At 44.6% G+C, this 25,278-nt stretch carries 27 protein-coding genes; 17 read left to right on the top strand and 10 right to left on the bottom strand.

From position 1 onward, the window contains the following. The first annotated feature begins 38 nt into the window (after positions 1-38). The 8 genes from ACLSU7_RS13255 (at position 39) to ACLSU7_RS13220 (ending at position 9,277) form a co-directional block, all read left to right on the top strand. Positions 39-320 (top strand): hypothetical protein, encoded by a 282-nt coding sequence (locus ACLSU7_RS13255; RefSeq protein WP_413292368.1) that lies wholly within the window; start codon positions 39-41, stop codon positions 318-320. Between the two features lie 109 nt (positions 321-429). After that, positions 430-1,590 (top strand): non-hydrolyzing UDP-N-acetylglucosamine 2-epimerase, encoded by a 1,161-nt coding sequence (wecB, locus tag ACLSU7_RS13250; protein WP_413292367.1) that lies wholly within the window; start codon positions 430-432, stop codon positions 1,588-1,590. 125 nt (positions 1,591-1,715) lie between these two features. After that, positions 1,716-2,423 (top strand): hypothetical protein, encoded by a 708-nt coding sequence (locus ACLSU7_RS13245; RefSeq protein ID WP_413292366.1) that lies wholly within the window; start codon positions 1,716-1,718, stop codon positions 2,421-2,423. Then, positions 2,423-3,802 (top strand): glycosyltransferase, encoded by a 1,380-nt coding sequence (locus ACLSU7_RS13240; protein WP_413292365.1) that lies wholly within the window; start codon positions 2,423-2,425, stop codon positions 3,800-3,802. The genes ACLSU7_RS13245 and ACLSU7_RS13240 overlap by 1 nt, the downstream gene beginning before the upstream one ends. Continuing rightward, positions 3,799-5,562: a DUF2334 domain-containing protein gene (locus tag ACLSU7_RS13235; RefSeq protein WP_413292364.1), complete on the top strand. Its 1,764-nt coding sequence runs from the start codon at positions 3,799-3,801 to the stop codon at positions 5,560-5,562. Before ACLSU7_RS13240 ends, ACLSU7_RS13235 begins: the two co-directional genes overlap by 4 nt. Further along, positions 5,562-7,280: a hypothetical protein gene (locus tag ACLSU7_RS13230; protein ID WP_413292363.1), complete on the top strand. Its 1,719-nt coding sequence runs from the start codon at positions 5,562-5,564 to the stop codon at positions 7,278-7,280. The genes ACLSU7_RS13235 and ACLSU7_RS13230 overlap by 1 nt, the downstream gene beginning before the upstream one ends. A gap of 8 nt (positions 7,281-7,288) precedes the next feature. Further along, positions 7,289-8,560: a glycoside hydrolase family 113 gene (locus tag ACLSU7_RS13225; protein WP_413292362.1), complete on the top strand. Its 1,272-nt coding sequence runs from the start codon at positions 7,289-7,291 to the stop codon at positions 8,558-8,560. An 87-nt stretch (positions 8,561-8,647) separates the two neighbouring features. Next, entirely contained in the window at positions 8,648-9,277 is a 630-nt protein-coding gene (locus ACLSU7_RS13220) for a DUF6151 family protein (RefSeq protein WP_413292361.1), read from the top strand. 5 nt (positions 9,278-9,282) lie between these two features. On the opposite strand, the gene ACLSU7_RS13215 is transcribed toward ACLSU7_RS13220, so the two are convergent. The 5 genes from ACLSU7_RS13215 to katG form a co-directional block, all read right to left on the bottom strand. Then, on the bottom strand, positions 9,283-9,732 hold the full coding sequence (locus tag ACLSU7_RS13215; protein ID WP_413292360.1) for a hypothetical protein: 450 nt from the start codon (positions 9,730-9,732) through the stop codon (positions 9,283-9,285). Positions 9,733-9,741: 9 nt separating this feature from the next. Next, entirely contained in the window at positions 9,742-10,533 is a 792-nt protein-coding gene (locus ACLSU7_RS13210) for an SPFH domain-containing protein (RefSeq protein ID WP_413292359.1), read from the bottom strand. A gap of 101 nt (positions 10,534-10,634) precedes the next feature. Continuing rightward, positions 10,635-11,027 carry a hypothetical protein gene (locus ACLSU7_RS13205; protein WP_413292358.1) on the bottom strand — a complete coding sequence of 131 codons (393 nt, stop codon included), beginning with the start codon at positions 11,025-11,027 and terminating at the stop codon, positions 10,635-10,637. A gap of 223 nt (positions 11,028-11,250) precedes the next feature. After that, positions 11,251-11,508 (bottom strand): DUF2945 domain-containing protein, encoded by a 258-nt coding sequence (locus tag ACLSU7_RS13200; protein WP_413292357.1) that lies wholly within the window; start codon positions 11,506-11,508, stop codon positions 11,251-11,253. Further along, entirely contained in the window at positions 11,508-13,709 is a 2,202-nt protein-coding gene (katG, locus tag ACLSU7_RS13195) for a catalase/peroxidase HPI (RefSeq protein WP_413292356.1), read from the bottom strand. Before katG ends, ACLSU7_RS13200 begins: the two co-directional genes overlap by 1 nt. Before the next feature lie 272 nt (positions 13,710-13,981). On the opposite strand from katG, the gene ACLSU7_RS13190 reads away from it, so the two are divergent. The 7 genes from ACLSU7_RS13190 (at position 13,982) to ACLSU7_RS13160 (ending at position 20,495) form a co-directional block, all read left to right on the top strand. Continuing rightward, on the top strand, positions 13,982-14,311 hold the full coding sequence (locus ACLSU7_RS13190) for a hypothetical protein (protein WP_413292355.1): 330 nt from the start codon (positions 13,982-13,984) through the stop codon (positions 14,309-14,311). Between the two features lie 67 nt (positions 14,312-14,378). Next, positions 14,379-15,788 (top strand): hypothetical protein, encoded by a 1,410-nt coding sequence (locus tag ACLSU7_RS13185; protein ID WP_413292354.1) that lies wholly within the window; start codon positions 14,379-14,381, stop codon positions 15,786-15,788. Between the two features lie 75 nt (positions 15,789-15,863). Continuing rightward, positions 15,864-17,135, top strand: coding sequence for a putative DNA modification/repair radical SAM protein (locus ACLSU7_RS13180; protein ID WP_413292352.1), 1,272 nt, complete (start codon positions 15,864-15,866; stop codon positions 17,133-17,135). Continuing rightward, positions 17,132-18,514: a UdgX family uracil-DNA binding protein gene (locus ACLSU7_RS13175; RefSeq protein WP_413292351.1), complete on the top strand. Its 1,383-nt coding sequence runs from the start codon at positions 17,132-17,134 to the stop codon at positions 18,512-18,514. Before ACLSU7_RS13180 ends, ACLSU7_RS13175 begins: the two co-directional genes overlap by 4 nt. A 96-nt stretch (positions 18,515-18,610) precedes the next feature. Then, positions 18,611-19,198, top strand: a complete 588-nt coding sequence (locus tag ACLSU7_RS13170) for a YdeI/OmpD-associated family protein (RefSeq protein WP_413292350.1) — start codon at positions 18,611-18,613, stop codon at positions 19,196-19,198. 54 nt (positions 19,199-19,252) lie between these two features. Continuing rightward, complete coding sequence (locus ACLSU7_RS13165; protein WP_413292349.1) at positions 19,253-19,552, top strand: ArsR/SmtB family transcription factor; 300 nt, start codon at positions 19,253-19,255, stop codon at positions 19,550-19,552. A gap of 193 nt (positions 19,553-19,745) precedes the next feature. Further along, on the top strand, positions 19,746-20,495 hold the full coding sequence (locus ACLSU7_RS13160) for an SDR family NAD(P)-dependent oxidoreductase (RefSeq protein WP_413292348.1): 750 nt from the start codon (positions 19,746-19,748) through the stop codon (positions 20,493-20,495). Positions 20,496-20,639: 144 nt separating this feature from the next. Here the strand turns inward: ACLSU7_RS13160 and ACLSU7_RS13155 are convergent, their stop codons facing one another. Genes ACLSU7_RS13155 through ACLSU7_RS13140 form a run of 4 tightly spaced genes read right to left on the bottom strand, consistent with a single transcriptional unit; the run spans position 20,640 to position 22,738 of the window. Then, a complete protein-coding gene (locus tag ACLSU7_RS13155; protein WP_413292347.1) occupies positions 20,640-21,092 on the bottom strand; it encodes a hypothetical protein in 453 nt (150 codons plus the stop codon). 18 nt (positions 21,093-21,110) lie between these two features. Further along, on the bottom strand, positions 21,111-21,467 hold the full coding sequence (locus tag ACLSU7_RS13150) for a hypothetical protein (protein ID WP_413292346.1): 357 nt from the start codon (positions 21,465-21,467) through the stop codon (positions 21,111-21,113). After that, entirely contained in the window at positions 21,452-21,856 is a 405-nt protein-coding gene (locus tag ACLSU7_RS13145; RefSeq protein ID WP_413292345.1) for a nuclear transport factor 2 family protein, read from the bottom strand. Before ACLSU7_RS13145 ends, ACLSU7_RS13150 begins: the two co-directional genes overlap by 16 nt. 21 nt (positions 21,857-21,877) lie before the next feature. Continuing rightward, entirely contained in the window at positions 21,878-22,738 is an 861-nt protein-coding gene (locus tag ACLSU7_RS13140) for an alpha/beta fold hydrolase (protein ID WP_413292344.1), read from the bottom strand. A 96-nt stretch (positions 22,739-22,834) separates the two neighbouring features. Between ACLSU7_RS13140 and ACLSU7_RS13135 the strand changes: the two genes are divergently transcribed. Next, positions 22,835-23,314: a VOC family protein gene (locus ACLSU7_RS13135; RefSeq protein ID WP_413292343.1), complete on the top strand. Its 480-nt coding sequence runs from the start codon at positions 22,835-22,837 to the stop codon at positions 23,312-23,314. 3 nt (positions 23,315-23,317) lie between these two features. Here ACLSU7_RS13135 and ACLSU7_RS13130 read toward each other — a convergent pair whose 3' ends face one another. Continuing rightward, on the bottom strand, positions 23,318-24,124 hold the full coding sequence (locus tag ACLSU7_RS13130; protein ID WP_413295415.1) for a DMT family transporter: 807 nt from the start codon (positions 24,122-24,124) through the stop codon (positions 23,318-23,320). Positions 24,125-24,326: 202 nt separating this feature from the next. On the opposite strand from ACLSU7_RS13130, the gene ACLSU7_RS13125 reads away from it, so the two are divergent. Continuing rightward, positions 24,327-25,262, top strand: coding sequence for a hypothetical protein (locus tag ACLSU7_RS13125; RefSeq protein ID WP_413292342.1), 936 nt, complete (start codon positions 24,327-24,329; stop codon positions 25,260-25,262). Positions 25,263-25,278 lie beyond the last annotated feature (16 nt).

Genomic DNA, 25,278 nt, shown 5'->3' with positions numbered 1-25,278 from the left:
TCCCAACCAAGGTTGCAATATAGACTCACGGAGGAACCATGAGAATTCTAGTATTGACCCTGTCAGTATTCTGCTCTGTACAAGCCCTGGCGATGACTTCATCGGAAATGAGAGAGAAAGGCTGTATCCCGTTCCGTCAGAACGATGGAACAATCACAATGAAATGCAAATCACAGCAATTGGAGCTTCGCGCTGGTGATGTCGTTACTGAAATCAACGGAGAGGCTGTCGACAGTCCCGCAAAAGCCATGGAAATTTATCGTGCGCAAAAAGAAAGTTCCATGACAGTCGAACGCGACAGCCAGGAAGCGCGTCACTAATGAGATTTCGGGCACTCCGCCATGAGTGCCTTGTTTTTCTTTCATTAAAAAGCTGAAATTGCGGATTCAGGGTTGCGGAAACCAGCAAACATAAAATAGATTTCTGGGCATGAAAACTCTGCTTTTTGTATTCGGTACTCGTCCAGAAGCCATCAAATGTGCCCCGGTTATTTTGAAAGCTCAAAAAGATCCGCGCTATAAAGTTCTTGTCTGCTCGACAGGTCAGCATCGCGAAATGATCCGCCCTCTGTTTGATTTCTTTGGTATCAAGCCCGATTTCAACTTGGATCTTATGCGCCCAGGACAAACCCTGATTGATATCTCTATGGGTGTGATGTCGGGATTAAACAAAATTCTTAATGAAAACAAAATCGATGCCGTTGTCGTTCAGGGTGATACGACAAGTGGTTTCATCGGAAGCCTGGTTGCTTTTTATAACAAAGTTAATGTGGTCCACATTGAAGCTGGTCTTCGCTCGGGAGATATTTACTCCCCCTTCCCTGAAGAGTTTAATCGCAAAGGCACCGCTCTAGTTTCCAAAGTTCACCTGGCACCAACGGAAACTGCGAAAGAAAATCTTTTGCATGAGCACTACCCGGCTGAAGATATTTTTGTGACTGGAAATACAGGTATCGATGCCTTGTTTGAAGTAAAAAGAAAGATCGAATCCACTCCACAACTTAAAACCGAAGTGGCTGGAAAATACTCTTTCTTAAATCCAAAACGCAAGATGATCCTGGTGACAGTTCACCGTCGTGAATCCTTTGGTGAGCCCATGGAAGAAGTGATGAAAGGTTTGTTAGAGCTTTCCCGTCGTGAAGACCTGGAACTGATGATCCCTCTGCATATGAATCCACAAGTTCGTGCTTCCGCTAAAAAAATCTTTGGTGATAACGCCCAGTGGATCGATAAAGGCGAAACTTTAAATCCATCTAATAAAATCTGGCTGTGCGAACCTGTAGACTATGTTCCGTTTATTTATTTGATGGATAAGGCTCACATGATCATTACTGATTCCGGTGGTGTTCAAGAGGAGGCGCCATCGCTTGGTAAGCCTATATTGGTTGCCAGAGAGAAAACTGAGCGCCCCGAAGCAATTGCTGCGGGAACTTCTAAACTTATTCCACTTGAGAAGTCTAAATTCTTAAAAGTGGCTAGCGAAGTATTGGACACTCCTGAAATTTTTAACCGTATGTCGCAAGCAAAAAACCCTTTTGGCGACGGTAAAGCATCTGAGAAAATCTTAGATATTCTGGACACCAAACTTTAACATAAGAGAATCCGTTCCAGATACTTCCATGAAATTTCTGCACCGGCATTGTAATACAAATGCTGGTCGTATATACCACCGATGTAATCAAGAATTTGTCAATTCGGCGGTGGTTTATCGAACTCATGGTACGTGTTCTGCGATATTCTGCTCTGAGCTTAATTTTATCTACAACATTTGTTACGGCCACTGCTCAAGCATCCTTCACTTCAAGTGGAGAAATTTATTCGGAAACGAATTACGTTCCTCAGTATGGTTTACTGACGGACACGCAACTTCGTTACGTCTTTTACAAAGACGTATTGGCTGCAGTCTATTTGGGCGCGGTCGTTCAACGTCAGGACAAGACATCCACTGATCAAGACTCCCTTTATAACAAAGAATATCTAATGGCCGAGGTGGGCTTCCGATTCAAAATTTGGAAGACGTTGCACCTCCTTGCTGAAGCTCGCACTGAAGACCGCAGCCGCTGGGGTGTGTTTTTGGGTGACATGTGGATCTATCCAGTGAGCTCCGTAAAAATGTTCACAGAATTTTACGCTGAAGGTGTGTTGATGCCTTCTTATCATCACGATCCGGTTTCCACGGGCTGGATCAAACAAGGTCTTCGCTTTCAAATTGATCCCCACTTCATGATCGATCCTTACCTCGAACTTTACGGGCGCCGCAGCCCCACACCTGATTTGGGTCGAGACACTGATCAAGCTCGCGCAGGCGTTCGCTTCCTGGGTGCATGGGAAAAGTGGAGCGTGGGTTTACTAGTTTATGAAGCCTTCGTGAAAGACGAACGCAGCCATAATGAAGCGCTCTTGTACTTTGGAGGATCATTCTAATGTTGTTTGATGCTCTATTTATCCTATTGGCATTCGCTGTCGTCGTGGGTGCCTTGGTCTTCACCTTGGATGACCTTTTCATCGATCTTTATGCTTTGATTTTCAGAATGAAACCACAAGTTGTGACTTCGGATTTCATCACCAAGATCAAGCAAGCTCCGGAAAAGCATTTCGCTATTCTGATCGCAAACTGGAAAGAAGCCGAAGTCATCGCTCCGATGATTCGCGGAAACTTGCGTGGTCTTCAGTACAGCAATTACACTTTCTTCCTGGGCGTCTACCCAAATGATACGGCCACGTGGGAAGCAGCTAAAAAACTTGAAGACCTATTCCCGCACAAAGTCGTCGTGATCGTAAACACTCAGCCTGGTCCGACATCTAAAGGTCAGATGCTGAATGAGATGGCTCGTCAGATTATTGATTCGGAAATCGCGACGGGTCGTAAGATCGATCTGTTCTTGATGCAGGACTCGGAAGACGTGCTACATCCGCACTCTTTAAGCTTGATGAATCACTATTCTGCTCAAGCGGACTTTGTGCAAATCCCAGTCTTCTCCTTCGACGTTCCTGCTGCCTCACTAGTGGGCGGAGTATACATCGATGAGTTCTCGGAATCCCACACCAAAGATCTTTTGGTACGTGAACGCATGGGAGCAGCGATCCCTTCTGCAGGCGTGGGCACATGCATCGGTAAAAATCTGATGCTGAAACTGCAAGACGCCCAAGAAGGTCAATTCTTAAAAGAGGACACTCTGACGGAGGACTATCACTTGGGAATGATGACCAAGCAATTGGGTTTTAAATCCAAGTTCGCTTGTGTTCAGTATGAAAAAGAAAACGGCAAAAAGGAATTCATCGCGACTCGCGAATACTTCCCGCATCTGATGCAAGCATCCATGCGCCAAAAATCCCGTTGGACTTTGGGAATTGCCTTCCAGGGCATGGACAATCTTTCCTGGAATGGAACTTTCGTCGATAAATACTTTATGTGGAGAGACCGCCGCGGCCCCTTGAACAGCGTCTTGATCGTATTCTCCGCGTTGTTACTAATTATGTTCGCGTCCGCACGCGCGACAGGACACTTGCCTGAAATTCTGCAAACGAATTTGTTCCAGGCATTGTTGCTCTTGAATCTTTTGAATATGTCCGTGCGTGTGGTGCAAAGAATGAAAGCCGTCTCTCGCACCAATGCGCGCATGCATATTGCGCTGGTCCCAGTCAGATGGCTTCTTGCAAACGTTATTAATATCGGCGCGACAGTGAAAGCTTATCGCCAATACAAGGAAAGTATCAGAACAGGAAAACGCCCGGCGTGGATCAAAACCGAGCACCGCATGCCTGAGCACTTCGGAAAAGAGATTGAGGTTCAAAGCACATGAGACAACTATTAGCGATTTTTAGTCTTCTGCTTGTCATGAGCGCAGCGACTGCAGCCAATGCGGCGTCTTGCGTGAATATCTATTATGACCGCTCTCCTGATGCGACATACTGGATGGGGAAAACTTATGCGACTTTCTTGCAAAACCTTTTGGGTCACTTCCCAGAATATCAGCAAGTAGTTTCAACGGTAGAGTCTTATAAAAAAGGCGATATTGATAAATGCGTGGCAACGATTTACATCGGATCTTATTTTGACAATGATGTTCCGGCGGATTTCCTAAAAGATTTCACTGAAACTAAAACGAACGTCGCTTGGTTAGGGTACAACACGTGGAAACTTGGTAAGGACTTCGACAATATCTTTGGCTATAGCTATGAAAAGATCAGCTCCCTAGATCGCCAACATCTTGACTATAAAGCTCGTCCAAGTTTCTTTAAGGACATTCTATACAAGGGAGAGAAGTTCTTTAAGTATGGTGATTTCAGCCAAACTCAAAGCGGACAATTCCTGGCAGAGTTCGAACAATCTTTGTTTAAACCTGTTGCTCCAGAAAAATCTCAAGTTTTAGCAAAAGCTCAGCAAAACGTAACGGGCGAAGAAGCTCCGTACATTTTGCGCGCAGGTAATCACTTTTACGTGGCTGACGTTCCGTTTAGCTTTATGCACGAAGCGGATCGTTACCTGGTTTTTGCTGACGTTCTATTTGATATCCTAAATGCTAAACCTCGTCATAACGACAAATACGCATTCTTGCGTATTGAAGACGTACACGCCTTGGTTCCACTAAGCTGGTTGTACATCACGAACAAAGTTCTTAAAGAAGAACAAGTTCCTCTTAACATTTCGATCATTCCGATCTTCTATGATCCGTTGTACCAATACACGAACAACCCTACTGAGCAGTTGTTGTCTATGGACCGCGTTCCTGCCTTCATGAACTACATCCAAGACTCTAAAGCCCAGGGCGCAAATTTCATCTGGCACGGTGTTACTCACCAATACAAAAACCAATTCAATCCCCACTCTGGTACTTCAGGAGATGATTTTGAATTTTTTGATGTAGCAAACAACGGCCCTCTTGCTGAAGACAGCGTGGGTTATGTCATGGATAAACTTGAAGACGGATTCTCTGTCCTTCAAAAAGCAGGCATCACTCCTAAAATCTGGTTAACGCCGCACTATCAGGCGAGCACTTTGGATAACATCATTTTTGCCAATGTGTTTTCTTGGAACGTGGGCCGCGTGATCTATTACAACTTTAAAGCTCAAGGTCTAACTCCTTCTGCAAATCCAGCATTATTGCTTGAAGCCAAAGCTGCTAACGGCAAACAGTTGCGCGATCAATTCTTTAAAGATTTGAAAGTGACAACGAGCTCTAAAAACTGGAGCGGTCAATTCTTCCCCTACGAAATTTTCGGAGATGTTCACGGTCAACGCGTTATCCCTGAAAACTTGGGTAACTCTCAACCATTCCAAAACGATCACGTAACGAATCCTCGCAGCAAAGAAGACATCGTCGCTGATGCGAAAAGAAACCTGGTTTTGCGTGATGCGTGGGCTTCATTCTTCTATCACCCATTCCTGTTCACGACTTACGAAGACGGCGGACGTGGCTCTTACCCTGGCGATGCAAGTGAACTTCGCTTCATTTTGCAGGAGCTAAAAAAGATGGGCTACAAGTTCATCGATATTAATGATTTTACGAATAAAAATACGAAATTTAAAAGACCTGAACCAATTTATAAGGACGTCCAATAATGAAAAACCTTAAGCACCTTCTATTGCTTTGTGTAGTAGCACCCAGCCTAGCGTTAGCTGCTCTGAACTTGCCAGCTCCGCAAGATCTTTTGACGAAAGCTGCCACAAGCCGTACAGCTTTGCGCGAAGTTATCATGGACCTTGATCTCAATATCTCTGAGATGAGAGACGCTGTAACTTTCGATAAATACTTTGCATTGCTTGGCCAACTTCAAAAGCAAGCGGCAGTCTCCAATTTAGATCAGTACTATCCAAACGCGGTTGAGCAACTTGGTTTGCACATGGTTACAAATGGTATGCGTTGGTTGGATCTTTCCAAAGATTCTTCCGAAAAAGTGCAATACTATGTAACTTGGATGGATGCAGATGCATTGGGCCGCCTTCTATCAGTTGTTGAGTACCAGCTTGACGTCGTGAAAGACCCAACTGCTCTTCAAAAGATCACAGCAAACATCGATGCCATCTTGCCTCTTGTTGACAAGAAATCCAGCGCACTTCCTTATGTTCCAGCTGGTTTCCGCCGTCTTCAATCTGACATTGCGGTGACAATGCTTAAGCAAAACCAAATGTCTCCGGAACTAAATCAGTTCTGGATCTCTCAGATCAAGATCTCATCTTCTTTGTCTGAGTACATCGATGTTTTGAACCAAGGTATCTATGCTTTGGGCACTAAAAACAAAGCTGATGGTCACTTCTATTTGTCGCAATTGCTTCTTTTGAACAAACAAACAACTAAATTGACTGACAGCTCTCCAGCTTGGTTGGTTGCGGGTCTTGGTGACTCTACGATCGAAACTTTGCTTCGCATGGTTCGTTTCGAAGAAAACATCTCTGCAGAGGAATTCACTGCTGCTGTAAATTCACTGTCTTTGCGCCATGTGCAAAGCTTGGTTCAACAATGGATGGCTCAGGATACGATCCCTTCAGGCAAATACTCTGCGAAATACATCGAGCTTTCCAGAATGCTAGTTGATATGTCTCGCGCAAAAGGTGCGGCTAAAGACTCTGATGATCTTGCTAAATGGTTAGGTCAAAAATCAGCTCCAGTTTTGGCTAAAGAGCAAAACTTGGAAGGTGAATACGCTCTTACTGATAAAAAAGGTCGCTCTTGGAAATTCACAGTGGCGGTTGCTCGTGAAAACATGTTGATCGCAGCCTTGTCTATGCAAGGTGGCGTGGTTTACAAAGCGTTCTTCAACGTTGCTTACAACGTTAAAGGTTCTGGTTTCGTGGCTTCTCAACGTGATCAAGACGTTGACCAGGATCAAAATCCACCAATCAAATTCGACTACAAAAATGGCGTGATGACTGTTCAAGATCCGTTCGGCCGCGATGGCATGACGACTTTGACTGGCAAAAAGGTTCAAAACTTCACAAACATGTGGGGCACTGCAGTTGCTAACCCTGAGTATGCTGAAGGTATCTACGAAGGCACTATCTACACTCCACAAGGTAAACCATTCTGGGGCCGCGTGATCGTGACTGCTTTCAATGGTTACACTTTGGGTCGTATCGATTCAAAAGTTTTAACTGTTGATTTGAACATCGGTAGCAAAGGTACTGATGGCGTGATCATTATGACTTCTGGTCGCAACATTGGTTCTTCATGGGTACAGGTTCGTGCCAACGTAACGGCTTATGGTCTTGACGCTTACATCGTTGTGGGTGGCCAAGGACAAGCTAAAACAATGTCCAAACTTAAACGAGTAAGCAAATAGGATTGATCATGAAACTTATTAATCTGATTTCTGCTTTCGTATTGATGTTCGCAGCGAACTCCTTCGCTGCCGACAAATACGTTGCAGGCTTTAACCTGACTGAATCCGAAGGCTTCCTTTACGATGCTGCACCCGCAGGTCAGCCAAAGACATTGGCGCAACAGGCAGTTGATGAAGCAAAACGTCTGGGTTCAAACCACGTTATCTTAAATCTTCGAGCGATCATGAAGGGTCCCTACTCTTCTGAAATCATCCCGGTAACGGCTCCAGCGGAACGTTCTAAAGAAGCTATGCGCATGGCTAAGCTTATTAAGTACATCCAAAGCCAGGGCATGACTGTCGGTATCCGCCCGATTTTCTTCGTGGTTGGTCCAAACGGCGAATTCCCATACATGGAAAAACAATCCAATGGCACTATGAAAACTTGGTGGCATGGGAACATCCAACCTAAAGATCCAAATCGTTGGTTTGAATCTTTCCGCGTTTATCTTGATGTTTACATCACGGTAGCTAAGCTTGCGAAAGTGGACGAGTTCACGATCGGTGCCGAGCTTTACTCTATGACTGTGGGTATTGAAGACCAATGGAAAGAATATCCATATGGTTTCCCTGGTCGCTGGTTGGAACTTCTTCGTTATGTACGTGCTAAATTGCCAAACGCTCGTTTAATGTATGACGTAAATTTTACGGATGACAGCGTGAACAATGGTCCTTTGACTGCTTCTGGTGGTGAGTTCGAAAGATGGCGCTATCGTTTGGTGGACCTTGCGGATCGTCCTAATCCAGATGAGAAAAAAATCTGGCAAGACCTTTCCACTTTCTGGAAAGAACTTGATGCTATTGGTTTGGATATATACCGTTCATTGGCTTCCAATGACCAAGTATTACCAAACACATACGCAGACCTGGTTAGCTCTTTGAAACTTCGCTCTGATTCTTATGCCACGCAGTTAGATACAGGTCTTACTCAGATTGAATTGACTTTGGATCACCATAAAAAAGCAATCATCAAAGAAATTGGTTTCCGCTCAGTTGAAAAAGGCTTCATTGATCCGTTTGCTTACGCAGGTTCCGGTACCGTAAATATCGAAGACCAGGCAGCTGCTTACCAAGCCGTGTTTGAATCTTTCTGGCAACCACAATGGCCATGGTTCCAAGGTATCAACTTCTGGGACATAGCGATCGACTCTTCTAAAAAAGGTCGTAATGACAACGGCTTCTCTCCAATCGGTAAAGAAGCGACAGAAAAAGTTGTTAAAGAGAACTTCAAAAATAAATAGTTCCTTAGTAATCCCCGCCCTCGAGCGGGGATTTTTCTTTCTGCCCGCGAAAGTTTATGCCATCATTTCTTATCAGCGAGGTAAGACATGCAGGTGGCATTTGAATGTGATTGCGGAAAAGTTAAAGGCAGTGTTGAATCCAAACACCTTAAAGGATACCGCGCTGTTTGTCTTTGTGATGACTGCCAGGCCTATGCCCACTATCTAAAACGGGCAGACACCTTAGATGCCAACGGCGGGACTGATATTATTCCCGTGATGCCTTCCCATCTAAAAATTCATGAGGGCTGGGATAAAATGAAGTCCGTACGCCTTTACCGTTCAGGAATGTTCCGCTGCTTTGCTGACTGTTGCAAAACTCCCATTGGAAATGCCATGAGCTCGCCAAAAATGCCTTACATCGGCATGGCCGCGCGTATTTTTGAAAAAAACAGTTCGGCAGAAAAAGTGAACGAGATCTTCGGTCCGATTCGCGAAAGAATGCAGGCACAATATGCAATCGGACCCTTGCCACCCCTAGCTCAAAAAAGAGTTTCATTCCCATTCATGGTAAGAGTTGTGAAATTCATGCTGACAGCTAAACTCACGGGCGCAGGATCACCTTCACCGTTCTTTACGTCAGAAGGCACGCCGGCCTTGGAGCCTTATGTTCTTACGAAAGAAGAGCGCGAATCACTGCGCCCATTATGTGGAACCTTACGCACTGATATTAAATAAGAATTTTACGTGAGGCGATTCAGCCACTGAGCTGCTTCGTCTTTGTCGGTAAAAAACTGCTGGCGGTCTCCACCGATTCTTTTTCGATAATCGGCCATCTTATTTTCATCGTGATGAACATTCGCAAAAGCTGTGCATATTTTGCCTTCCTCACAAGTTATCGTCATTTCTGGCTTTTCATCAAACAGATCAATGAACGCAGGACGAAGTCCGTGGGACGCCAGTAATTCTGGAATAACGTTTCTCATTGCTTTGTGCGCGCTGAGGGAGCTTGGTTCAAACCCATTTAAATCCAAAAGCACTTTAAATTCAGTATTTTCGGGAATCAATGAAACCGCCGTGGACAGAGTATTCTTCCAAACGGAAATGTCACTTTCGTCGACACTTCCCTTAAGGGCCGTGAATAGAATTTTTCCACTCTGATCCCAACGACTCTCTGTCACTTTAGTGTTCATGTAAAACCCCTATTTGATATTAACCATTCCCTTAAAGTCTGAAGGAATAACGATGGTATTTACTCTGCCGTTTGCTATGGCCTCAGCGATTTTCATGTTTGCCATGGCAGCCATATATTCGATAGCGCCCTTGTTAGAGTTCAGGGCAGCAATGCGCTCCGCCTCTTTTTTAGCGGTTTGAACTTCGACTTCTTTTTGCTTGTATTCATTTTTCGCACGAACCAGTTCGTTTGCTGAAGCAACAACAGAGTCTGCTGGTAAAATCACACGAACCAAAACTTGGCTCACAGTGATTGAAGTATCCAGTTTTTCTTCAGCTAAAGTATGAATAATCAGATCTTTGACCTCTGATTCAATGGCTTGACGATTATCATTCATATCAAGGGCATCATATTTACGGGCTGATTTATAGATCGCATTTCTTGCAGCCTGATGAACATAGTTGTACATCAGGTAAATATCGCCGTCGTGTTCGGCGTGGAAAGATCTGTTTTTCTTTACATAAAGCTCACTCACCGCTTGAGGATTGATGCTGTATACGACCATCGCATCAAAGTCCTTCATGGTGCTGTTATCTTTTGCAAGCGGAGTCATGTCTTCAACACGAACACTGACGTCTTTCACGGGGAAAGTCAGAACACTACCAACGATGGTTTGATTGAAAGAGCCCGGAAGTAATTCGCCAGAACTGATTTGTTTGTCGAATCCGATTCGAACACCCACCTCACCAGTTTCGATACGTGTACAACCAATCAAAGAGGAAATAGAACATGCTAAAAGCAAAACGCTGCCGGTTTTCACTGAGGCTCCCATAAAGTTTATTTACTTTATTTCGCCATACGCATTAGTTTTGTTTAAGGGAAATCGAGAGGACTGCTCTTAAGCCCAGGAACGGATGTTAACTATTTCTGAAAAGATACCAGCTTACACTGAAAATCTTCGGACTGATTCGATTGGGTATCGACCTGTTGAACCCAGATCGTCGTGCCCACGGTTTCGGTATATTCCAAAACCACCTGATAATTGAAGTTTGCTGGATCAATCAAACGAATGATGTCGATTAGAAACCCTTCGTTGTCGCGCTCGAAATCTTTATCGCCGACGAGCTTCATCGTGCCATTGGCGGATTTATAGACTGCTTGTAAGGGATATTCACCCGAAGACGGCGTGATTGAAATGGTAGATTGATTTGTGCATTCGAATTTCCATGATTTAGCAAACGCTGATGAACTTGCGAAAACCATCGATAACGTTAGGAGTATATTTGAGAGAATCACAGTATAATAATTCGACATGCACCGATAATACCTTGGGCATTTCGTCTCTTTCAAGACGTCGAAGATTATATTGATCTCATGAATAACGCTGAAATTACGTGGCGTTTCACCTGGATTTATTTAGAAAAAGTAAAGCTATCCTGCGCATTTACGTTAAGCACTCGTGCTCTTGCTCCAGCAACGGGCCTCCTGGCGTTCCGTGTGAATTTTTCTTCAAACGGATGCTTCGCGACTGACTCCATCAATCTTTTGCAAACATTCTTGGAGTTTTTGAAGAGGGCTTTTTGTCTTTTTGAAGTTCACTTTCAAGCTTCAGCGCAATGTTGCCGGCCTCTGATTTTACCAGATAGGCCGGCTTCTCTTTCGAGCCGTTGCGGGTGATTTTCTTACCCTTGATGGTTTTCGTAACTGATTCCAGAAATACCTCTTCAACCTTTCCATGAATAGGTCTGCCAAGGTATTTCCATTGCACGCTTTCGTTCTTTTTAAATGCCGCCATTAGTTCCTTAAATCGTAACGATCGAGATTCATCACTTTATCCCAAGCTTTGACGAAATCACGAACAAATTTGTCTTTGCCGTCATCACAAGCATAGACTTCGGAGAACGCACGAAGCTGGGAATGATATCCAAACACTAAGTCAGCAGCGGTGGCAGTCCATTTTTTAGCCCCGGTCTTTTTCGATTTTCCTTCGTACAAACCTTGTTTCGATGAAACATCCCATTCAGTTTCCATGTCCAAAAGATTTGTGAAGAAATCATTGGTTAAAGTTCCAGGCTTTTCCGTGAAAACTCCGTGCGGGGAATTTTCATGATTCACGTCGAGCACCCTTAAACCACCTACTAACACCGTCATTTCTGGGGCTGTTAGATTTAAAAGATTCGCTCGATCTAACAACAATGTTTCAGCTGAAAGTTTAATTTTGGTATTTACATAGTTGCGAAAGCCATCGGCCCGTGGCTCTAGCACCGCAAACGAGTGCGCATCCGTCTGTTCCTGCGAAGCATCCGTGCGCCCCGGAGAAAATGGCACGATGATATCATGGCCCGCGGCTTTAGCTGCTTTTTCAATCGCTGCACATCCGCCCAACACAATCACATCTGCCAAAGAAACCTGCTTTCCACCCGTCAGAGATTTATTAAATTCTGTTTGAACTTTTTCAAGTGCCTGCAAAGCCTTACTTAGCTCTGATGGTTCATTCACTTCCCAGTTCTTCTGAGGCGACAAACGAATGCGCGCCCCGTTGGCTCCTCCACGCATATCAGTTCCGCGGAACGAAGACGCTGCTGACCAGGCCGTTGCGATCAAGCGTGAGTTACTGATATCTGAAGCGAGGATTTTTTCTTTTAATGTTTTGATATCATTTGAATCTATGAATTTGAAATCCGCTTCGGGCACTGGATCTTGCCAAAGCTGGGCTGGTGGCACCCAAGGGCCCCAGTATCTTGTGACTGGCCCCATATCGCGATGTAAAAGTTTATACCAAGCTTTTGCAAAGGCATCGGCAAATTCTTTCGGATTCTCCAAGTAATGTTTTGAGATTTTTGCATAAACTGGGTCTGCTAACAAAGCTAAATCAGATGTCAGCATCGTCGGAGGATGACGTTTCGAAGGATCGTGGGCATCAGGCACTAACTCTTTTGCAGCTGCATCCTTTGGTCTCCACTGGTGAGCTCCGGCGGGACTCTTTGTAAGTTCCCATTCAAATTTATGTAAGTTCTCGAAAAATCCATGACTCCACTGAGTTGGCTGACTTGTCCAGGCGCCCTCAAGTCCACTGGTAATCGCGTCTCCACCTTTTCCTGATTTGTATGAATTCTTCCAGCCAAGACCCAGGGCATGCATGGGACAGCCTTCGGGTTCTTTACCGACATGTTCGTCAGCTTTAGCAGCTCCGTGAGTTTTTCCGAACGTGTGGCCGCCCGCGATCAATGCAACAGTTTCCTCGTCGTTCATCGCCATGCGTGCGAACGTTTCGCGAATGTCTCTTGCAGAAGATTTCGGATCGGGTTTGCCGTTAGGTCCCTCTGGATTCACATAGATCAAACCCATTTGCACTGCACCCAAAGCACGCGCCAATTGACGATCTCCACTATAACGTTCATCGCCTAGCCAGGTATCTTCCGGACCCCAGAAAACTTCTTCTGGTTCCCATACGTCTTCACGACCGAAAGCAAAACCAAAGGTTTTAAAACCCATGGACTCCAAAGCACAGTTACCTGCAAACACCAAGAGATCAGCCCACGAAACTTTCCGGCCATACTTTTTTTTGATCGGCCATAACAAGCGGCGGGCTTTGTCTAGATTTGCATTATCCGGCCAGCTGTTGAGTGGGGCAAATCGCTGAGCACCGTCTCCACCGCCACCTCGGCCGTCTTCGATACGATATGTTCCAGCAGCATGCCAGCTCATACGAATAAATAACGGACCGTAGTGACCGAAATCTGCAGGCCACCAGTCCTGAGATGTTGTCATTAATTTGAAAATGTCCTGTTTCAATGCTTCGACATCTAATTTTTTAAATTCTTCTTTGTAACTGAAGGAATCATCCATCGGATTCATTTGTGGAGAATTTTTATTTAAGACGGATAAGTCCAATTGATTCGGCCACCAATCGCGATTGGATTGTGGGCGCATAGATGTTTTTGCTTTGGGCGAGGGAATGGCGGGATTTTCACTTTCACTGCGTGGTTCAGACATCGTCGTCTCCTCGTGATTGAAGTTTATTTTGTTTATATTTTAAATAGTAATTAACGATATCTTTACCAAGCGTTCTGTGAAATACGGAGCACGACTTATTGTAGTATTACAGCACTTCGTCGTTTACTAATACCGACGAAGCCCTTGATAATGAACTTAAGATGAGCTCATCAAGAACTGCAAAAATACTATGGGTGTTATTGGCATTATTTGTTTGTCGAGTGCTAGGACAACTTATAGTCGTTTTGTATGCCCCCGCATTCTTACCGCCGATGAAGGAATGGTACTCAGGGCTCATGCCTTACCAATACCTACTGCCATTACAAATCTTAATTACCGGATTATTCGCCAAAATCGCTTCAGACATCTCTCGTGAAGTGGGCCGTTTCTCAAAGCCTCACCTTAAAACGGGTGTTTTCTTGCGAAACTTTGGTTATTTCTATTTTGGCGCTATGATCTTTCGTTATGTTTTGCGCATGTCCATGTATCCCCAGGAAAGATGGTTTGGCGGAACAATCCCCATCATCTTTCATTTTGTGTTAGCGACGTTTGTGATTGTTTGGGGTAAATACAATATTCATGCGAGCCCTACTTCAGCCTAGGCCCAGATCTTTTGCGATGTCATGATTGGTCCTCCACTTTCTCGAGATAATTCGTAAAAATGGAATCATGAAAAACACAGTATATCTTAGTACGTTGACGTTGCTTCTTTCTCTATCAACCACTAGCTCTTTCGCCGTTGAAACTCATAGCTCACCGGCTGATGATTTCAAAGTAAAACTAAAAGCGGATGTCGCAGCACCTACGGCAAAAAAAACAGCGCAAGTTGAGCATAAAGCTGTCGAGCATCCAGAAGCATCCGCTGTGAAACCCGTTGCAACGACAACCTCTAAAAAATCTTCTTCCAAAACTCCTTCAAGTTATAAACGTGAGATTCGTACAACAGGCGATACAACAGTTTACACAGTTACCGGTCGCGCTCCGCACTTGTACATGGTAAGCCGTGACCTATACGGAAATGAAAAACAATGGAAAGCCATTGCACAGTGGAACTCTTTGAAAGAGCCCTACACTTTGAAACAAGGGCAAGAACTTGTAATTAAAAAAGCTCCAACGATTTCCAATGCGGAAGCGGATGAAGTTCTGATTAAGAACTATACAAAACTAAATCGCATGGAAACTGTCGCTGGCATTCAGGCTGCACAGGAAAAGCCAACTGCCAATGCTGAACAAGAGGAAAAAGAAGAACCTGCACCCGCACCTGCTCCCGCGGTAGCTGCGGCAGCAATCGCTCCAAAATCTGAAGTAGCTCCTCTTCCTTCTCCAACTCCAGCAGCAACTGTGGCGACGGCTGAAGAAACTCCTTACAACCATCCGGAAGAAACAAAAAAAGAAGAGCCTGTTGCTCCAAAAGAGGAAGCAAAGGTTGAAACCAAGCACCATTCTAAATGGGGTTTTAAAACTTCCCTGGCTCTTTCCAAGTTCACTTTGGATGGCAAGTTGAATGACGGCACGTCTGATATCTCTTTGGATTCTGATCTTGATTATGGAATTGAGCTGGAAGCCGCTTATCACCTGAGCGATAAGGCCGAGCTTATCATCGGCGCTGCAGTTGAGAAGATGGATATTCATCCAAAAGAATCCGTTGGCGAAATCGAAGGCGAATCTCAGTATCTTGCAAAATACACATTGGGAATGGAATACGAAGCGGTTCCTTTGGTGACATTGGCGGGCCTAATTAACTATGAACAAACACCTTTCGTTGAACCAACTTTGACTGGTGCTGAAGTTAAAGCAATTTATATTCCTCAGGTGCAATTTGGTGCTAGATGGAATGTTGTTAACACGGGAAAATTCAAAACTTCGATCATCACAGATGGTCTTGTGTTAATGGCAACTAATCACGATGGTTTGGATTTAAAAACTGGCGGCGGGTTCCTTGCGGGAGTTCGTTTCGCGAATGAGTTTTCAAAAAGAACTCTGACTTATGGAGTTTCTTACCGAGACATTTACCAAGATACCGAAGAATCTAAAAACAACCTTCACACTTGGTATGCGAATATCGGTCTGATTTGGTAGTTTTACGCGGCAAAATCTGGCCCTTATGCCCTCCGGCTATTGACTTACATGTATATGTAAATTATATGTAAGTTTATGGCTATTCAATGGGATAATCTCAAGTCAAAGCTCTCAATTCTGGCGGATGCAGCGAAGTATGATGCATCTTGCTCAAGCAGCGGCTCCCAACGCAAACGTGAAAATGGTGGCATGGGCAATGTTGAAGGCATGGGGATTTGTCACAGCTACGCTCCCGATGGCCGCTGTATCAGTTTGCTAAAAATTCTGATGACCAATTTCTGCATCTTTGACTGCAAGTATTGCATCAATCGTGTTTCTTCCGATGTTAAACGTGCGCGCTTTATGCCTGAAGAAATCGTGCAATTAACATTAGAGTTTTACCGCAGAAATTATATCGAGGGCTTATTCCTAAGCTCTGGCATTATCAAAAGCTCAGATGAAACGATGGAGCAACTGATTCAAGTCGCAAAGTCATTGCGCTTGGAACATAAATTTCAAGGCTACATTCACTTAAAAGTCGTCGCGGGTGCTTCAGAAGAATTGATCTTAAAGGCTGGCCTGTGGGCGGATCGTGTCAGTGCAAATATTGAAATGCCCGTCCAAGCCGATTTGAATTTACTGGCTCCGGCGAAAACAATTTCTGATGCAACGACGTCCATGCAGCAAATCGCCACACGGGTCGAGGAAGCGAAAGAAGATCAGAAAAAGAAATTCGCGAAGGCTCCCCGCTTTGCTCCCGCTGGTCAAACGACCCAAATGATTGTTGGGGCAACGGAAAGTACGGACTCAGTTATTCTTGATCAATCGCAAAGTCTTTATAAGAAATATTCTTTACGACGAGTTTATTACTCAGCCTACAGTCCAATTCCTCATGCGGATGCTTTCTTGCCGCGAGGTGAACCTTCGTTAATTCGTGAAAATCGTCTTTATCAAGCGGACTGGTTGGTGCGCTTTTATAAATTTGATGCGTCGGAGCTTACCAATGCCGAAGCACCAAACTTGCCTTTGGATATTGATCCTAAAACGGCTTGGGCCCTTCGCAATCGCCATGCGTTTCCAGTCAATGTCAATACCGCGACTCGCGAGGAGCTTCTGCGTATTCCGGGGTTCGGCGTAAAAAATGTTGAACGTATTTTGCAGATGCGACCATTTAAGAAAATCTCTTTGATGGATATTGCCAAGCTCAGAATTCCCCTGAAGCGCGCAAGATTTTTTATTGTAACCACGGATCACAATCCCGATGCTTTTTTAATTGATGCGAACGATTTAAAAGAGCGCATTAAGCCTGAAGAAAAACAGATGTCCTTGTTTGACGTGAAGCTATCTGCAGCTTCGGGTGATCTATGAATTGGGATGAGTGGCGCGCAAAAGCACGCTCGCAGCTGATTGAAGGTGTTGCACCTGCCGAAGCCGTCTGGAATGATGCTCCAGAATTTCTGTTTTCCGTGTTGGAAAGAAAGCCATTAGAAAAGCCCGTCATCCCAAAAGATTTTTTGGAAATGGGCCCTTTGATCGCGGCTGCTAGAGAGCCTGATCGCTGGAATTTACTTTATCGCTTGGTTTACCGTCTGAATCACGAATCGCCTCACTTGCTAAATATAATCACTGATCCGGATGTGAAAAAAGCGATGGATCTAGTGAAGTCTGTTCGCAAAGATATTCACAAGATGCACGCCTTCGTCCGTTTTAAAAAAGTCGATATCGATGGACAAGAGGGCTACGTTGCCTGGCATAAACCTGAACATCTTATCATGGAATTAGGGACACCTTTTTTCGCCCGACGCTTTGGCGACAAGCCTTGGTCGATCTTTTCACCTGATGCTTCTGCTCACTGGAATATGAAGGAGCTTACGTTCGGAGCCGGAATGACCGAGCACGAATTCAATATCGAAGATGAGTTCGATGAAGTGTGGAAGACATACTACAAGTCGATTTTCAATCCTGCTCGATTGAATTTGAAAATGATGAAACAAGAAATGTCTCCGAAATACTGGTCAAGTATGCCAGAGACAGCTTTAATTCATGAGCTCGTTCGCGAAGCTCCCCAGCGCTTGCAAAATATGGCAGCCGCCCCGCAAGTGCGTGCTGACGTTCCTAAAAATAAATCTCTTGCTGAAATGAAGGACTTAGCAGGCAAGTGTAAGATTTGTCCTTGGGCTGGACAATCCACGCAGACAGTTTTTGGTGAAGGTAATCCTGAGGCTGATTTTATGATCGTCGGCGAACAGCCCGGCAATGACGAAGACTTAAATGGACAAGCCTTTGTTGGCCCTGCAGGAAAATTATTATCCGAAGCTTTGCAAGAGTTAGGAATTCGCCGCGAATCCATTTATATCACAAATGCCGTTAAGCATTTCAAATGGACCCCGAGTGACGATGGAAAAGCCCGGATACATAAAAAACCAAGTGGTACCGACATGCATGCCTGCAAACCTTGGTTAGAGGCGGAGATCGCGGCCGTCAAACCACGTGTCATTATTGCTTTAGGAACTACAGCTGCGACAGCAATTTTGGGCAGACTTGTAAAGATCAATGAATACCGTGAAAAAGTAATCACGAACAATGCGCTCGCAGAAAATATCATCGTTTCCTGGCATCCCTCTGCCATATTAAGAGCCTTTGACCAGAAAGACGCGACCGAAAAATTAGCGCAGCTAAAATCTGATTTAGCGAAAGCCTTGGCGCTGAGTTCCTCCGCTGTTTCATCTGCTTCCATACAAATATAACAGTACGAATGACAAGTTTACCTAATTGGGATTGTCATCCAGGTCGAGAGATTTCAGAATTTATCTATTAAGAAATCCTTAACGAAAGAGCTGGGCATGAGCAAAAAGAATCCCAAAGTAGATGCGTTTATCAAGTCTGAAAAAATCTGGCCGAACGAAGCAAAGCTCATGAGAGAAGTTAGTTTGGACTCCGGCCTTGAAGAGGATTTTAAATGGCGCTTCCCCTGCTATACGAACAAGGGCAAGAATCTGATTATGATTCAAACCTTCAAGAATATGTGTGCTCTTTTGTTTTTTAATGGCGTGATGGTGAAAGATCCTAAGAAACTTTTGAAAGCTCCGGGAGAAAATTCCCAGATAGGCAGAAGACTTGAGTTCAAGTCATTTAGTGAAGTTTCAAAAGCTAAATCTGCAATGAAGGCGCTGATTAAAGAATCTATCAAAGTCGACAACTCTGGCGCAAAGGTTGCCAAGTCCCCTCCCAAATCCCTGACCATGCCAACAGAACTTCAGGAACAATTGGATAAGAATAAAAGGCTTAAAGCCGCATTTGATAAACTCACTCCCGGCCGCCAAAGACTTTACACGATGCACATCGCTTCTGCAAAACAGGAAGCAACACGCGTCGCAAGAGTTGAAAAATGCATCCCAAAAATTCTTAAGGGCTTGGGATTAAACGATTAATCGCAAGAACCTCACCGTCTGGACATAATAGGCACTGTTAGGTATAATGCCTGTATGTCCTCGACGAAAACAGTTCGCTTAACAGATAAACAGTTCGAACAAATTGCAAAGGCTCTTGCAGAGCCTCGTCGTTATCTTATTTTAAAACAGATTGGCTCAAGCAAAAACGACGGCTCACTTGCCTGCAGTGCTTTGCAAGAAGAGCACGATATCAGTGCTGCCACTCTTTCCCATCATATTAAAGAACTTGAAACGGCCGGTTTGGTTGAAATTACTCGTGAGGGTAAATTTATGCGCCTTTCTGTTCAACGCGATGTTTTGCACGCCTATTTAGATAAGCTTTCAAAGATCTAATTCATAGCACTTATATTCTATAAAGCCCCGGGAATCCTGGCAGCCGACTCGCCTATCTATGCGTAGTCACAAGGTTATTTCGATAATTAGATAATTATCTAAGCGTCACATTGACATTGAAAATTTCATTTCGATATTTATCTAAGTGTCGAACAATAAAACCCCGGGAGACCGGCATTCAATGGAGACCACAGTGAAAAAGTTAAATGGTAAAGTAGCAGTTGTGACTGGTGCATCTAAAGGTATCGGAGCAGCAATTGCCAAAGAATATGCAGCAAATGGTGCCTCAGTAGTAGTGAACTACTCATCAAGTAAAGAAGATGCAGATAAAGTAGTTAAAGAAATTATCGCCAATGATGGCAAAGCTATCGCTGTTCAAGGTAGCGTTGCCAACGCAGACGATGTAAAAAGAATTTTCGAAGAAACAAAGAAGGTCTTCGGTAAATTAGACGTCCTGGTCAACAATGCCGGTGTTTATAAGTTTACTTCTATCGAAGAGGTCACCGAAGAAGAATTCCATCGCCAATTCAACACCAACGTTCTGGGAATCCTGTTATCCACCAAAGAAGCAGTTAAGTACTTTACCAAAGACGGCGGCAGCATCATCAACGTAAGCTCCGTAGTCAGCACAAGTCCCATGCCAGGCACAGCCATTTATGCAGCGACCAAAGGCGCTGTCGATACGATGACCATCGGACTAGCGCGTGAATTAGCGGGCAGAAAAATCCGCGTGAATAACATTGCCCCGGGTGGAGTTGAAACTGAAGGCTCTAAAACTTTGGGTATGATTGGCAGCGATATGGAAAAAAATATCGTCGCGCAAACTCCACTGGGACGTATCGGTCAGCCACAAGACATCGCAAAGATCGCCTTATTCCTGGCATCCGATGATTCTGGCTGGATAACTGGCGAACGCATTCAAGGCGCCGGTGGATTAAGATAATACGAATCGGAGGAAAGGAGGTTCAGGTGGATTTAACCGGTGAACATTTAATAATACTATTGCTCGCAGGATTTTCAGGTCTGAACCTTTTCCGCCAAGGAATTGCTCGCGGCGCTGAACTGCTAAAAAAGCTCAGCTCGCGATCTAGTGTGGACTATCGATATAATCAAAGTAAGCCCGGCACAACCTTGTGTCGGCCTTGATTCGGTTAAAGCGTAACACTTTATCCATTCGGCGAGCCTTGCAGCGATTTACAATCGGACCGATCAAGGCACCCGGGCGCTCCTTTAAAACAGGAGCTGCTTCATCCTTGCAACCTTGATCAACACTATTCCAAGCGGCTTCGCAGACAGAACGATCCAGGTTATAGCATTGACCTTGTGGGCTTGATGAACCACAGGGTTGTTTCGCAAGACTTTCTTCGATTTCAGCTTGAATGACGTAAGTCACCATCATGTGAATAGCAAAAGCGACAATCGCTAAAGAACCTGCGCCAATCTCCCAATAAATCGGTATGCCGAAAGTTTTTGCCAGCGGGCGGAAGTATATCAGCAGGGCCCCGATAATAAGAAGAACCACATACAAAATATCTGTCATGGGTTAAGGATATCTCAATTAGATAACAAACTTCAACAATTCCTCAAGAGTTGCCAGACTGAGGCGAAACTTCTCAGCTTCATCGAGGCGACCAAGGCGCTCGTATTCTGCTTTGGCATTTCGGCGCATGTCCATCTCACTTCTTATAATGTCTGCGATCTTTTCTTTGGTGACGGCCTTACGGGGGACTTCGGTCAAAGAGGGATCCATCTGAGCGATTTCTTCCTTAGGAATTGCGCTGGCGTTGTCAACGGAAGTCATGACAGCTCTGATCGCTCCAACCACTTCTGACTCTCGAGCGGCCATCGCGGCACGAAGCAATTCTAAACTTTGTTTGCGAAAAACTCCGGAGGCATCATTCATAACTCCGCCCATTTCATCGCATCTTCTGATTTTTCAAAAGATCGAAACTCGCTGATTTTGCCATTCTTAAACGCAAACGCGTCAGCAACGCGACCGTCGATCCAGTCGGTTTTATCTTTAAGTCTCACTCTGACATGAACGTGTACAACAATCTTGTTTCCGACAGGAACAATCTTTTCGGGTTCACAAGCTCCTTCTGCCCATGTCGATCGACCTTTGATAAAATGTTCGCGCATTTCCTCGAAACCACGATAAGACCCACCCATAGGAGTTCCTTCAAATTCAACACGCACAATTTGCGGATCCATCAGCTTAAGAACGTCGGGAATTTGATTATGATTTAAAGCCGTATAAAATTTCTTTATCACTTCAACTTCATTCGTATTTTTATCCGCTGCCATAAAATCTCCCAGATGAATCCGTTATTTCAAAAATTCCAACATGATATTAAGACTTGCCTGTGCCATCGCCGGAGAATCCTGGGATACACTTCCGATAAAGTTATCATGGGGTCCTGGCAAAACGGCAAATCTTCCTTGAGGTAACAATCTAGTTACGTGCACGCCGTGTTCTAAAGTCGCGACGTCCTGATCAGTTTGCATAATCAACACAGGAATTTTAACAGAGCGAATAGATTTCTCGGGAATGTCTTTGAATTTCTGCATACGAGTGGAGTCATACTCAAACATCTTAATCAGATCCTGGGGACGTGGTGATGTTTTCAAGTAAGCGTCCTGCAATTCTTTTGGCATCGAGGCAAGTGTTGCCTTATTCATAGATTCCCAGAACTGAGGCGGAGCTCCTTTGCGACTGTACAGTCCTGAACCTAAAACCATCTTGCTCATCAGATCTGGATAAAGAATAGCGATGTACATCCCCGTGGTCGCACCATTACTGAATCCGATGAATTTTGCTTTTTGCACGTTCAGCTGTTTTAAGGCTTCAGCAATATCTTTTGCCGTGTTTTCAAATCCGAAAGCCCGCGTCGACGCTGGTGACTTTCCATGACCTTGTTCATCAAATGCAATCACACGGTAGTGTTTTGCTAGTGTGGAAATACCTCGACCGAAACTCACTTGGATATCTGATCCGCCACCATGAAGAAGCACAAGTGGTTCGCCGGCTCCATACATTTCATAGTAAATGTCAGTGCCATTGACCTTGACTGTGCCGCTTTGAAAAACGGGCGCTTTCTCTTTGTCCTTATTTTCGCGAACGTTCTCGCTATGAGCGCAAGACGCAAGAATGAAAACTAACAAGACTAAGATATAATTTTTCATCATCTCCCCAATTCCGGCTGCTGAATGCCATCAAATATAGTCAGATACTAGCACATGATTGTCCCGCAACGTACACTTACAAAACAGGAGAAAATCATCATGCTTAAAGTATACGCCTGCATCTGGTCCGATGACAAAGCCACAGAGATGGCAAAATTCTATAAGTCAGTTTTCAAGGGAACAAAGATTGGTAAGACCGCTTACTGGGGCAGCAATCCCATGGGAGTCAAAGAGGGCTCTGTCCTGACGATGCATCTGACAATCCTTGGACAAAAAATCATGCTTCTGAATGGTTATACGAAAATGCCCTTCAACGAATCCATATCATTTGTCATACCTTGCAAAACTCAGCGCGAGATCGATACCTACTGGAAAAAACTTTCCTCTGGCGGAGGCAAAGAAGTTGAATGCGGATGGGTTGTCGATAAATACGGTGTGCGCTGGCAGGTGACTCCAGCTGATTTTGACAAATGGAATACCAGTAAGAATAAAAAGAAAAAAGAAGCCGTGATGCACGCGATGTGGAAAATGAAGAAGCTCGATCTTAAGACTTTGCAGAAAGCTTTTGAACAAGGCTAGCCATCAGGTTTTCTTAGGAACCGCCTTCACCTTTAGAATGATTCCACAAAAAATCAGGAGGCTGGAAATCACCAGCCTCTGATGAAGACTCTCCCCCAGGAACAGAATTCCCCCGAAAGCCGTGATCGCGGGAACGCTTAATTGCACGATAGCGGCGGTGCTTGTCACCAAATCTTTCAATACCAGATACCAGAGAACATAACCAAACCCGGAAGTGACTGCTCCCGACAGAATGGCAAGCGTCCATCCCTGTGGGGTTAGGTTTATCGGAAAGATAATTGCCAACAAAACCACCAGCGGAGACGTCATCACAAAATTTCTGGCAGTCGCATAGATCGGATTTCTGTTCTTTTGCCCAATCAGAGAATAAAAACCCCACGACATTCCAGCCACGGCCATAAAGGCAGCCGCGTGAAGTGGCGGCATGTGGATGCCTGGCAATAACAAATAAACCAATCCTAACATCGCAAATCCAGCGCCACTCCACTGCCACAAAGTCATTCGTTGATTGTTAAACAAGGAAGCCGAAATCATAGTCAGCTGGACACTTCCAAAAAGAATCAGCGCACCTGTGCCGACGCTAATTTGCACATAGGCCAAAGAAAAAAATAGCGCGTAGGAAAACAGAAAAAGTGGGGCGAGATATTGCAACCCCTTAGAGGGAGACACTTCTAATTTTCGAAATTTGAACAGAAAGAAAACAAGAACGAGTGCTCCCGAAAAAAGTCTGACCAGAGTAAAGCCGATGGGATTGTTTTGGGAATCAACCAAAGCAAGTCGACAGAGCACAGAATTGGCCGCAAATGCCATCATTGTTACTGCAGTTAAGATAAAAAGTTTGGGTGTTTTCACTAGAGGTGAGAGTACTTGCTTGATATCCCCTCGTCGTCTTCTGATCCTGCAATAGAATCTCCGCGTTACTTTCACAATTGTTATAAAAGCTCGCTTATTTACTTTGACGGGTGAAGTACTTCTTGAAATTATCTTCCCATCTACATTTCGGGGGGGAAGAATGAAGACAGTACTTTTCGCGATCGTGACTTTGCTTTGTGCACAAGGCTTCGCACAAGATGCATCAACTTCAACAACTAAACTTTCAAAGCCAGCAGAGTCTTCTTCTGCACCAGCTGCGGAAGCAAGCATCACGGCAACAGCTCCAAAAATCGAAACTCCATGGCATCTAACATTGGGTTCAGAGACCTTCACTTATGAAGGTGATCACCGTAATTCAGATTCTGGTGCGATCATTTCTAACAACTTTGCCGGTGTTCGCTATGCTCCTTCAAAAACGTGGGAGTTGGAACTTCGTCAGCACGTACAAATCGCTTCCAGCCGTGTAAACCTTGGCGCTCGCGATTCAAAACTTCACCAAGACTCTTTGACTGCAATGGGTGAAACAGTTTTACGTGCGGCTCTTCGCCCGACTAAATGGATGGGATCAAGTTTTGGTCTTATTGATCTAAGATACTATGCTCCGACGGATGCAGTTGCTCAAGAAAATCACGAGTTGGGTCGTCTGCGCCTTGATAACTATTTTGAATGGGTTGCAAATCCTAAGTTCACTTTTGCGGCGTTGGTGTCTCCTCGCGTGCAATTCAATAGCAGCAAAAACCCAAACACGACGGTGGGTGCTGATGCTGAATACTATCAAGTGAAAGCGGCGCCCTACTTCATCTATACGATGAACGACCACATCCAGCCATACTATGCTTACACGGTTTCAGAAAAAGCCAGCCAAGCACAACGCGGGAACTGGGAGCCAGATATGGGGAACATCGGTTCACACGAAGTGGGTTTGAATCTTTACTATGGCGCTTTCTATATCAACCCAGCGTTGATGAGTGATACTAATTTAGAGAATGGTAGCGGTTCCCTTTTGAGTGCCGATTCCAGAGCGTTCTCTTATGAGAACATAAGTTACAATCTAAATGTGTACGCCGTTTTCTAGATTCTAGAAAACTGCT

The sequence above is a fragment of the Bdellovibrio sp. HCB185ZH genome (genome assembly GCF_047302455.1).
In the GTDB taxonomy this organism is placed as follows: domain Bacteria; phylum Bdellovibrionota; class Bdellovibrionia; order Bdellovibrionales; family Bdellovibrionaceae; genus Bdellovibrio.
The sequence above is the reverse complement of the archived record's forward strand: the minus strand, read 5'-3'. Positions and strand labels throughout refer to the sequence as shown.

What these genes read in the sequence shown, in the direction of transcription:
- ACLSU7_RS13255 (WP_413292368.1), top strand. Translation starts at nt 39, where the DNA reads ATGAGAATTCTAGTATTGACCCTGTCAGTATTCTGCTCTGTACAAGCC.
- wecB (WP_413292367.1), top strand. Translation starts at nt 430, where the DNA reads ATGAAAACTCTGCTTTTTGTATTCGGTACTCGTCCAGAAGCCATCAAA.
- ACLSU7_RS13245 (WP_413292366.1), top strand. Translation starts at nt 1,716, where the DNA reads ATGGTACGTGTTCTGCGATATTCTGCTCTGAGCTTAATTTTATCTACA.
- ACLSU7_RS13240 (WP_413292365.1), top strand. Translation starts at nt 2,423, where the DNA reads ATGTTGTTTGATGCTCTATTTATCCTATTGGCATTCGCTGTCGTCGTG.
- ACLSU7_RS13235 (WP_413292364.1), top strand. Translation starts at nt 3,799, where the DNA reads ATGAGACAACTATTAGCGATTTTTAGTCTTCTGCTTGTCATGAGCGCA.
- ACLSU7_RS13230 (WP_413292363.1), top strand. Translation starts at nt 5,562, where the DNA reads ATGAAAAACCTTAAGCACCTTCTATTGCTTTGTGTAGTAGCACCCAGC.
- ACLSU7_RS13225 (WP_413292362.1), top strand. Translation starts at nt 7,289, where the DNA reads ATGAAACTTATTAATCTGATTTCTGCTTTCGTATTGATGTTCGCAGCG.
- ACLSU7_RS13220 (WP_413292361.1), top strand. Translation starts at nt 8,648, where the DNA reads ATGCAGGTGGCATTTGAATGTGATTGCGGAAAAGTTAAAGGCAGTGTT.
- ACLSU7_RS13215 (WP_413292360.1), bottom strand. Translation starts at nt 9,732, where the DNA reads ATGAACACTAAAGTGACAGAGAGTCGTTGGGATCAGAGTGGAAAAATT.
- ACLSU7_RS13205 (WP_413292358.1), bottom strand. Translation starts at nt 11,027, where the DNA reads ATGTCGAATTATTATACTGTGATTCTCTCAAATATACTCCTAACGTTA.
- ACLSU7_RS13200 (WP_413292357.1), bottom strand. Translation starts at nt 11,508, where the DNA reads ATGGCGGCATTTAAAAAGAACGAAAGCGTGCAATGGAAATACCTTGGC.
- katG (WP_413292356.1), bottom strand. Translation starts at nt 13,709, where the DNA reads ATGTCTGAACCACGCAGTGAAAGTGAAAATCCCGCCATTCCCTCGCCC.
- ACLSU7_RS13190 (WP_413292355.1), top strand. Translation starts at nt 13,982, where the DNA reads ATGAAGGAATGGTACTCAGGGCTCATGCCTTACCAATACCTACTGCCA.
- ACLSU7_RS13185 (WP_413292354.1), top strand. Translation starts at nt 14,379, where the DNA reads ATGAAAAACACAGTATATCTTAGTACGTTGACGTTGCTTCTTTCTCTA.
- ACLSU7_RS13180 (WP_413292352.1), top strand. Translation starts at nt 15,864, where the DNA reads ATGGCTATTCAATGGGATAATCTCAAGTCAAAGCTCTCAATTCTGGCG.
- ACLSU7_RS13175 (WP_413292351.1), top strand. Translation starts at nt 17,132, where the DNA reads ATGAATTGGGATGAGTGGCGCGCAAAAGCACGCTCGCAGCTGATTGAA.
- ACLSU7_RS13170 (WP_413292350.1), top strand. Translation starts at nt 18,611, where the DNA reads ATGAGCAAAAAGAATCCCAAAGTAGATGCGTTTATCAAGTCTGAAAAA.
- ACLSU7_RS13165 (WP_413292349.1), top strand. Translation starts at nt 19,253, where the DNA reads ATGTCCTCGACGAAAACAGTTCGCTTAACAGATAAACAGTTCGAACAA.
- ACLSU7_RS13155 (WP_413292347.1), bottom strand. Translation starts at nt 21,092, where the DNA reads ATGACAGATATTTTGTATGTGGTTCTTCTTATTATCGGGGCCCTGCTG.
- ACLSU7_RS13150 (WP_413292346.1), bottom strand. Translation starts at nt 21,467, where the DNA reads ATGGGCGGAGTTATGAATGATGCCTCCGGAGTTTTTCGCAAACAAAGT.
- ACLSU7_RS13145 (WP_413292345.1), bottom strand. Translation starts at nt 21,856, where the DNA reads ATGGCAGCGGATAAAAATACGAATGAAGTTGAAGTGATAAAGAAATTT.
- ACLSU7_RS13140 (WP_413292344.1), bottom strand. Translation starts at nt 22,738, where the DNA reads ATGATGAAAAATTATATCTTAGTCTTGTTAGTTTTCATTCTTGCGTCT.
- ACLSU7_RS13135 (WP_413292343.1), top strand. Translation starts at nt 22,835, where the DNA reads ATGCTTAAAGTATACGCCTGCATCTGGTCCGATGACAAAGCCACAGAG.
- ACLSU7_RS13130 (WP_413295415.1), bottom strand. Translation starts at nt 24,124, where the DNA reads ATGGCATTTGCGGCCAATTCTGTGCTCTGTCGACTTGCTTTGGTTGAT.
- ACLSU7_RS13125 (WP_413292342.1), top strand. Translation starts at nt 24,327, where the DNA reads ATGAAGACAGTACTTTTCGCGATCGTGACTTTGCTTTGTGCACAAGGC.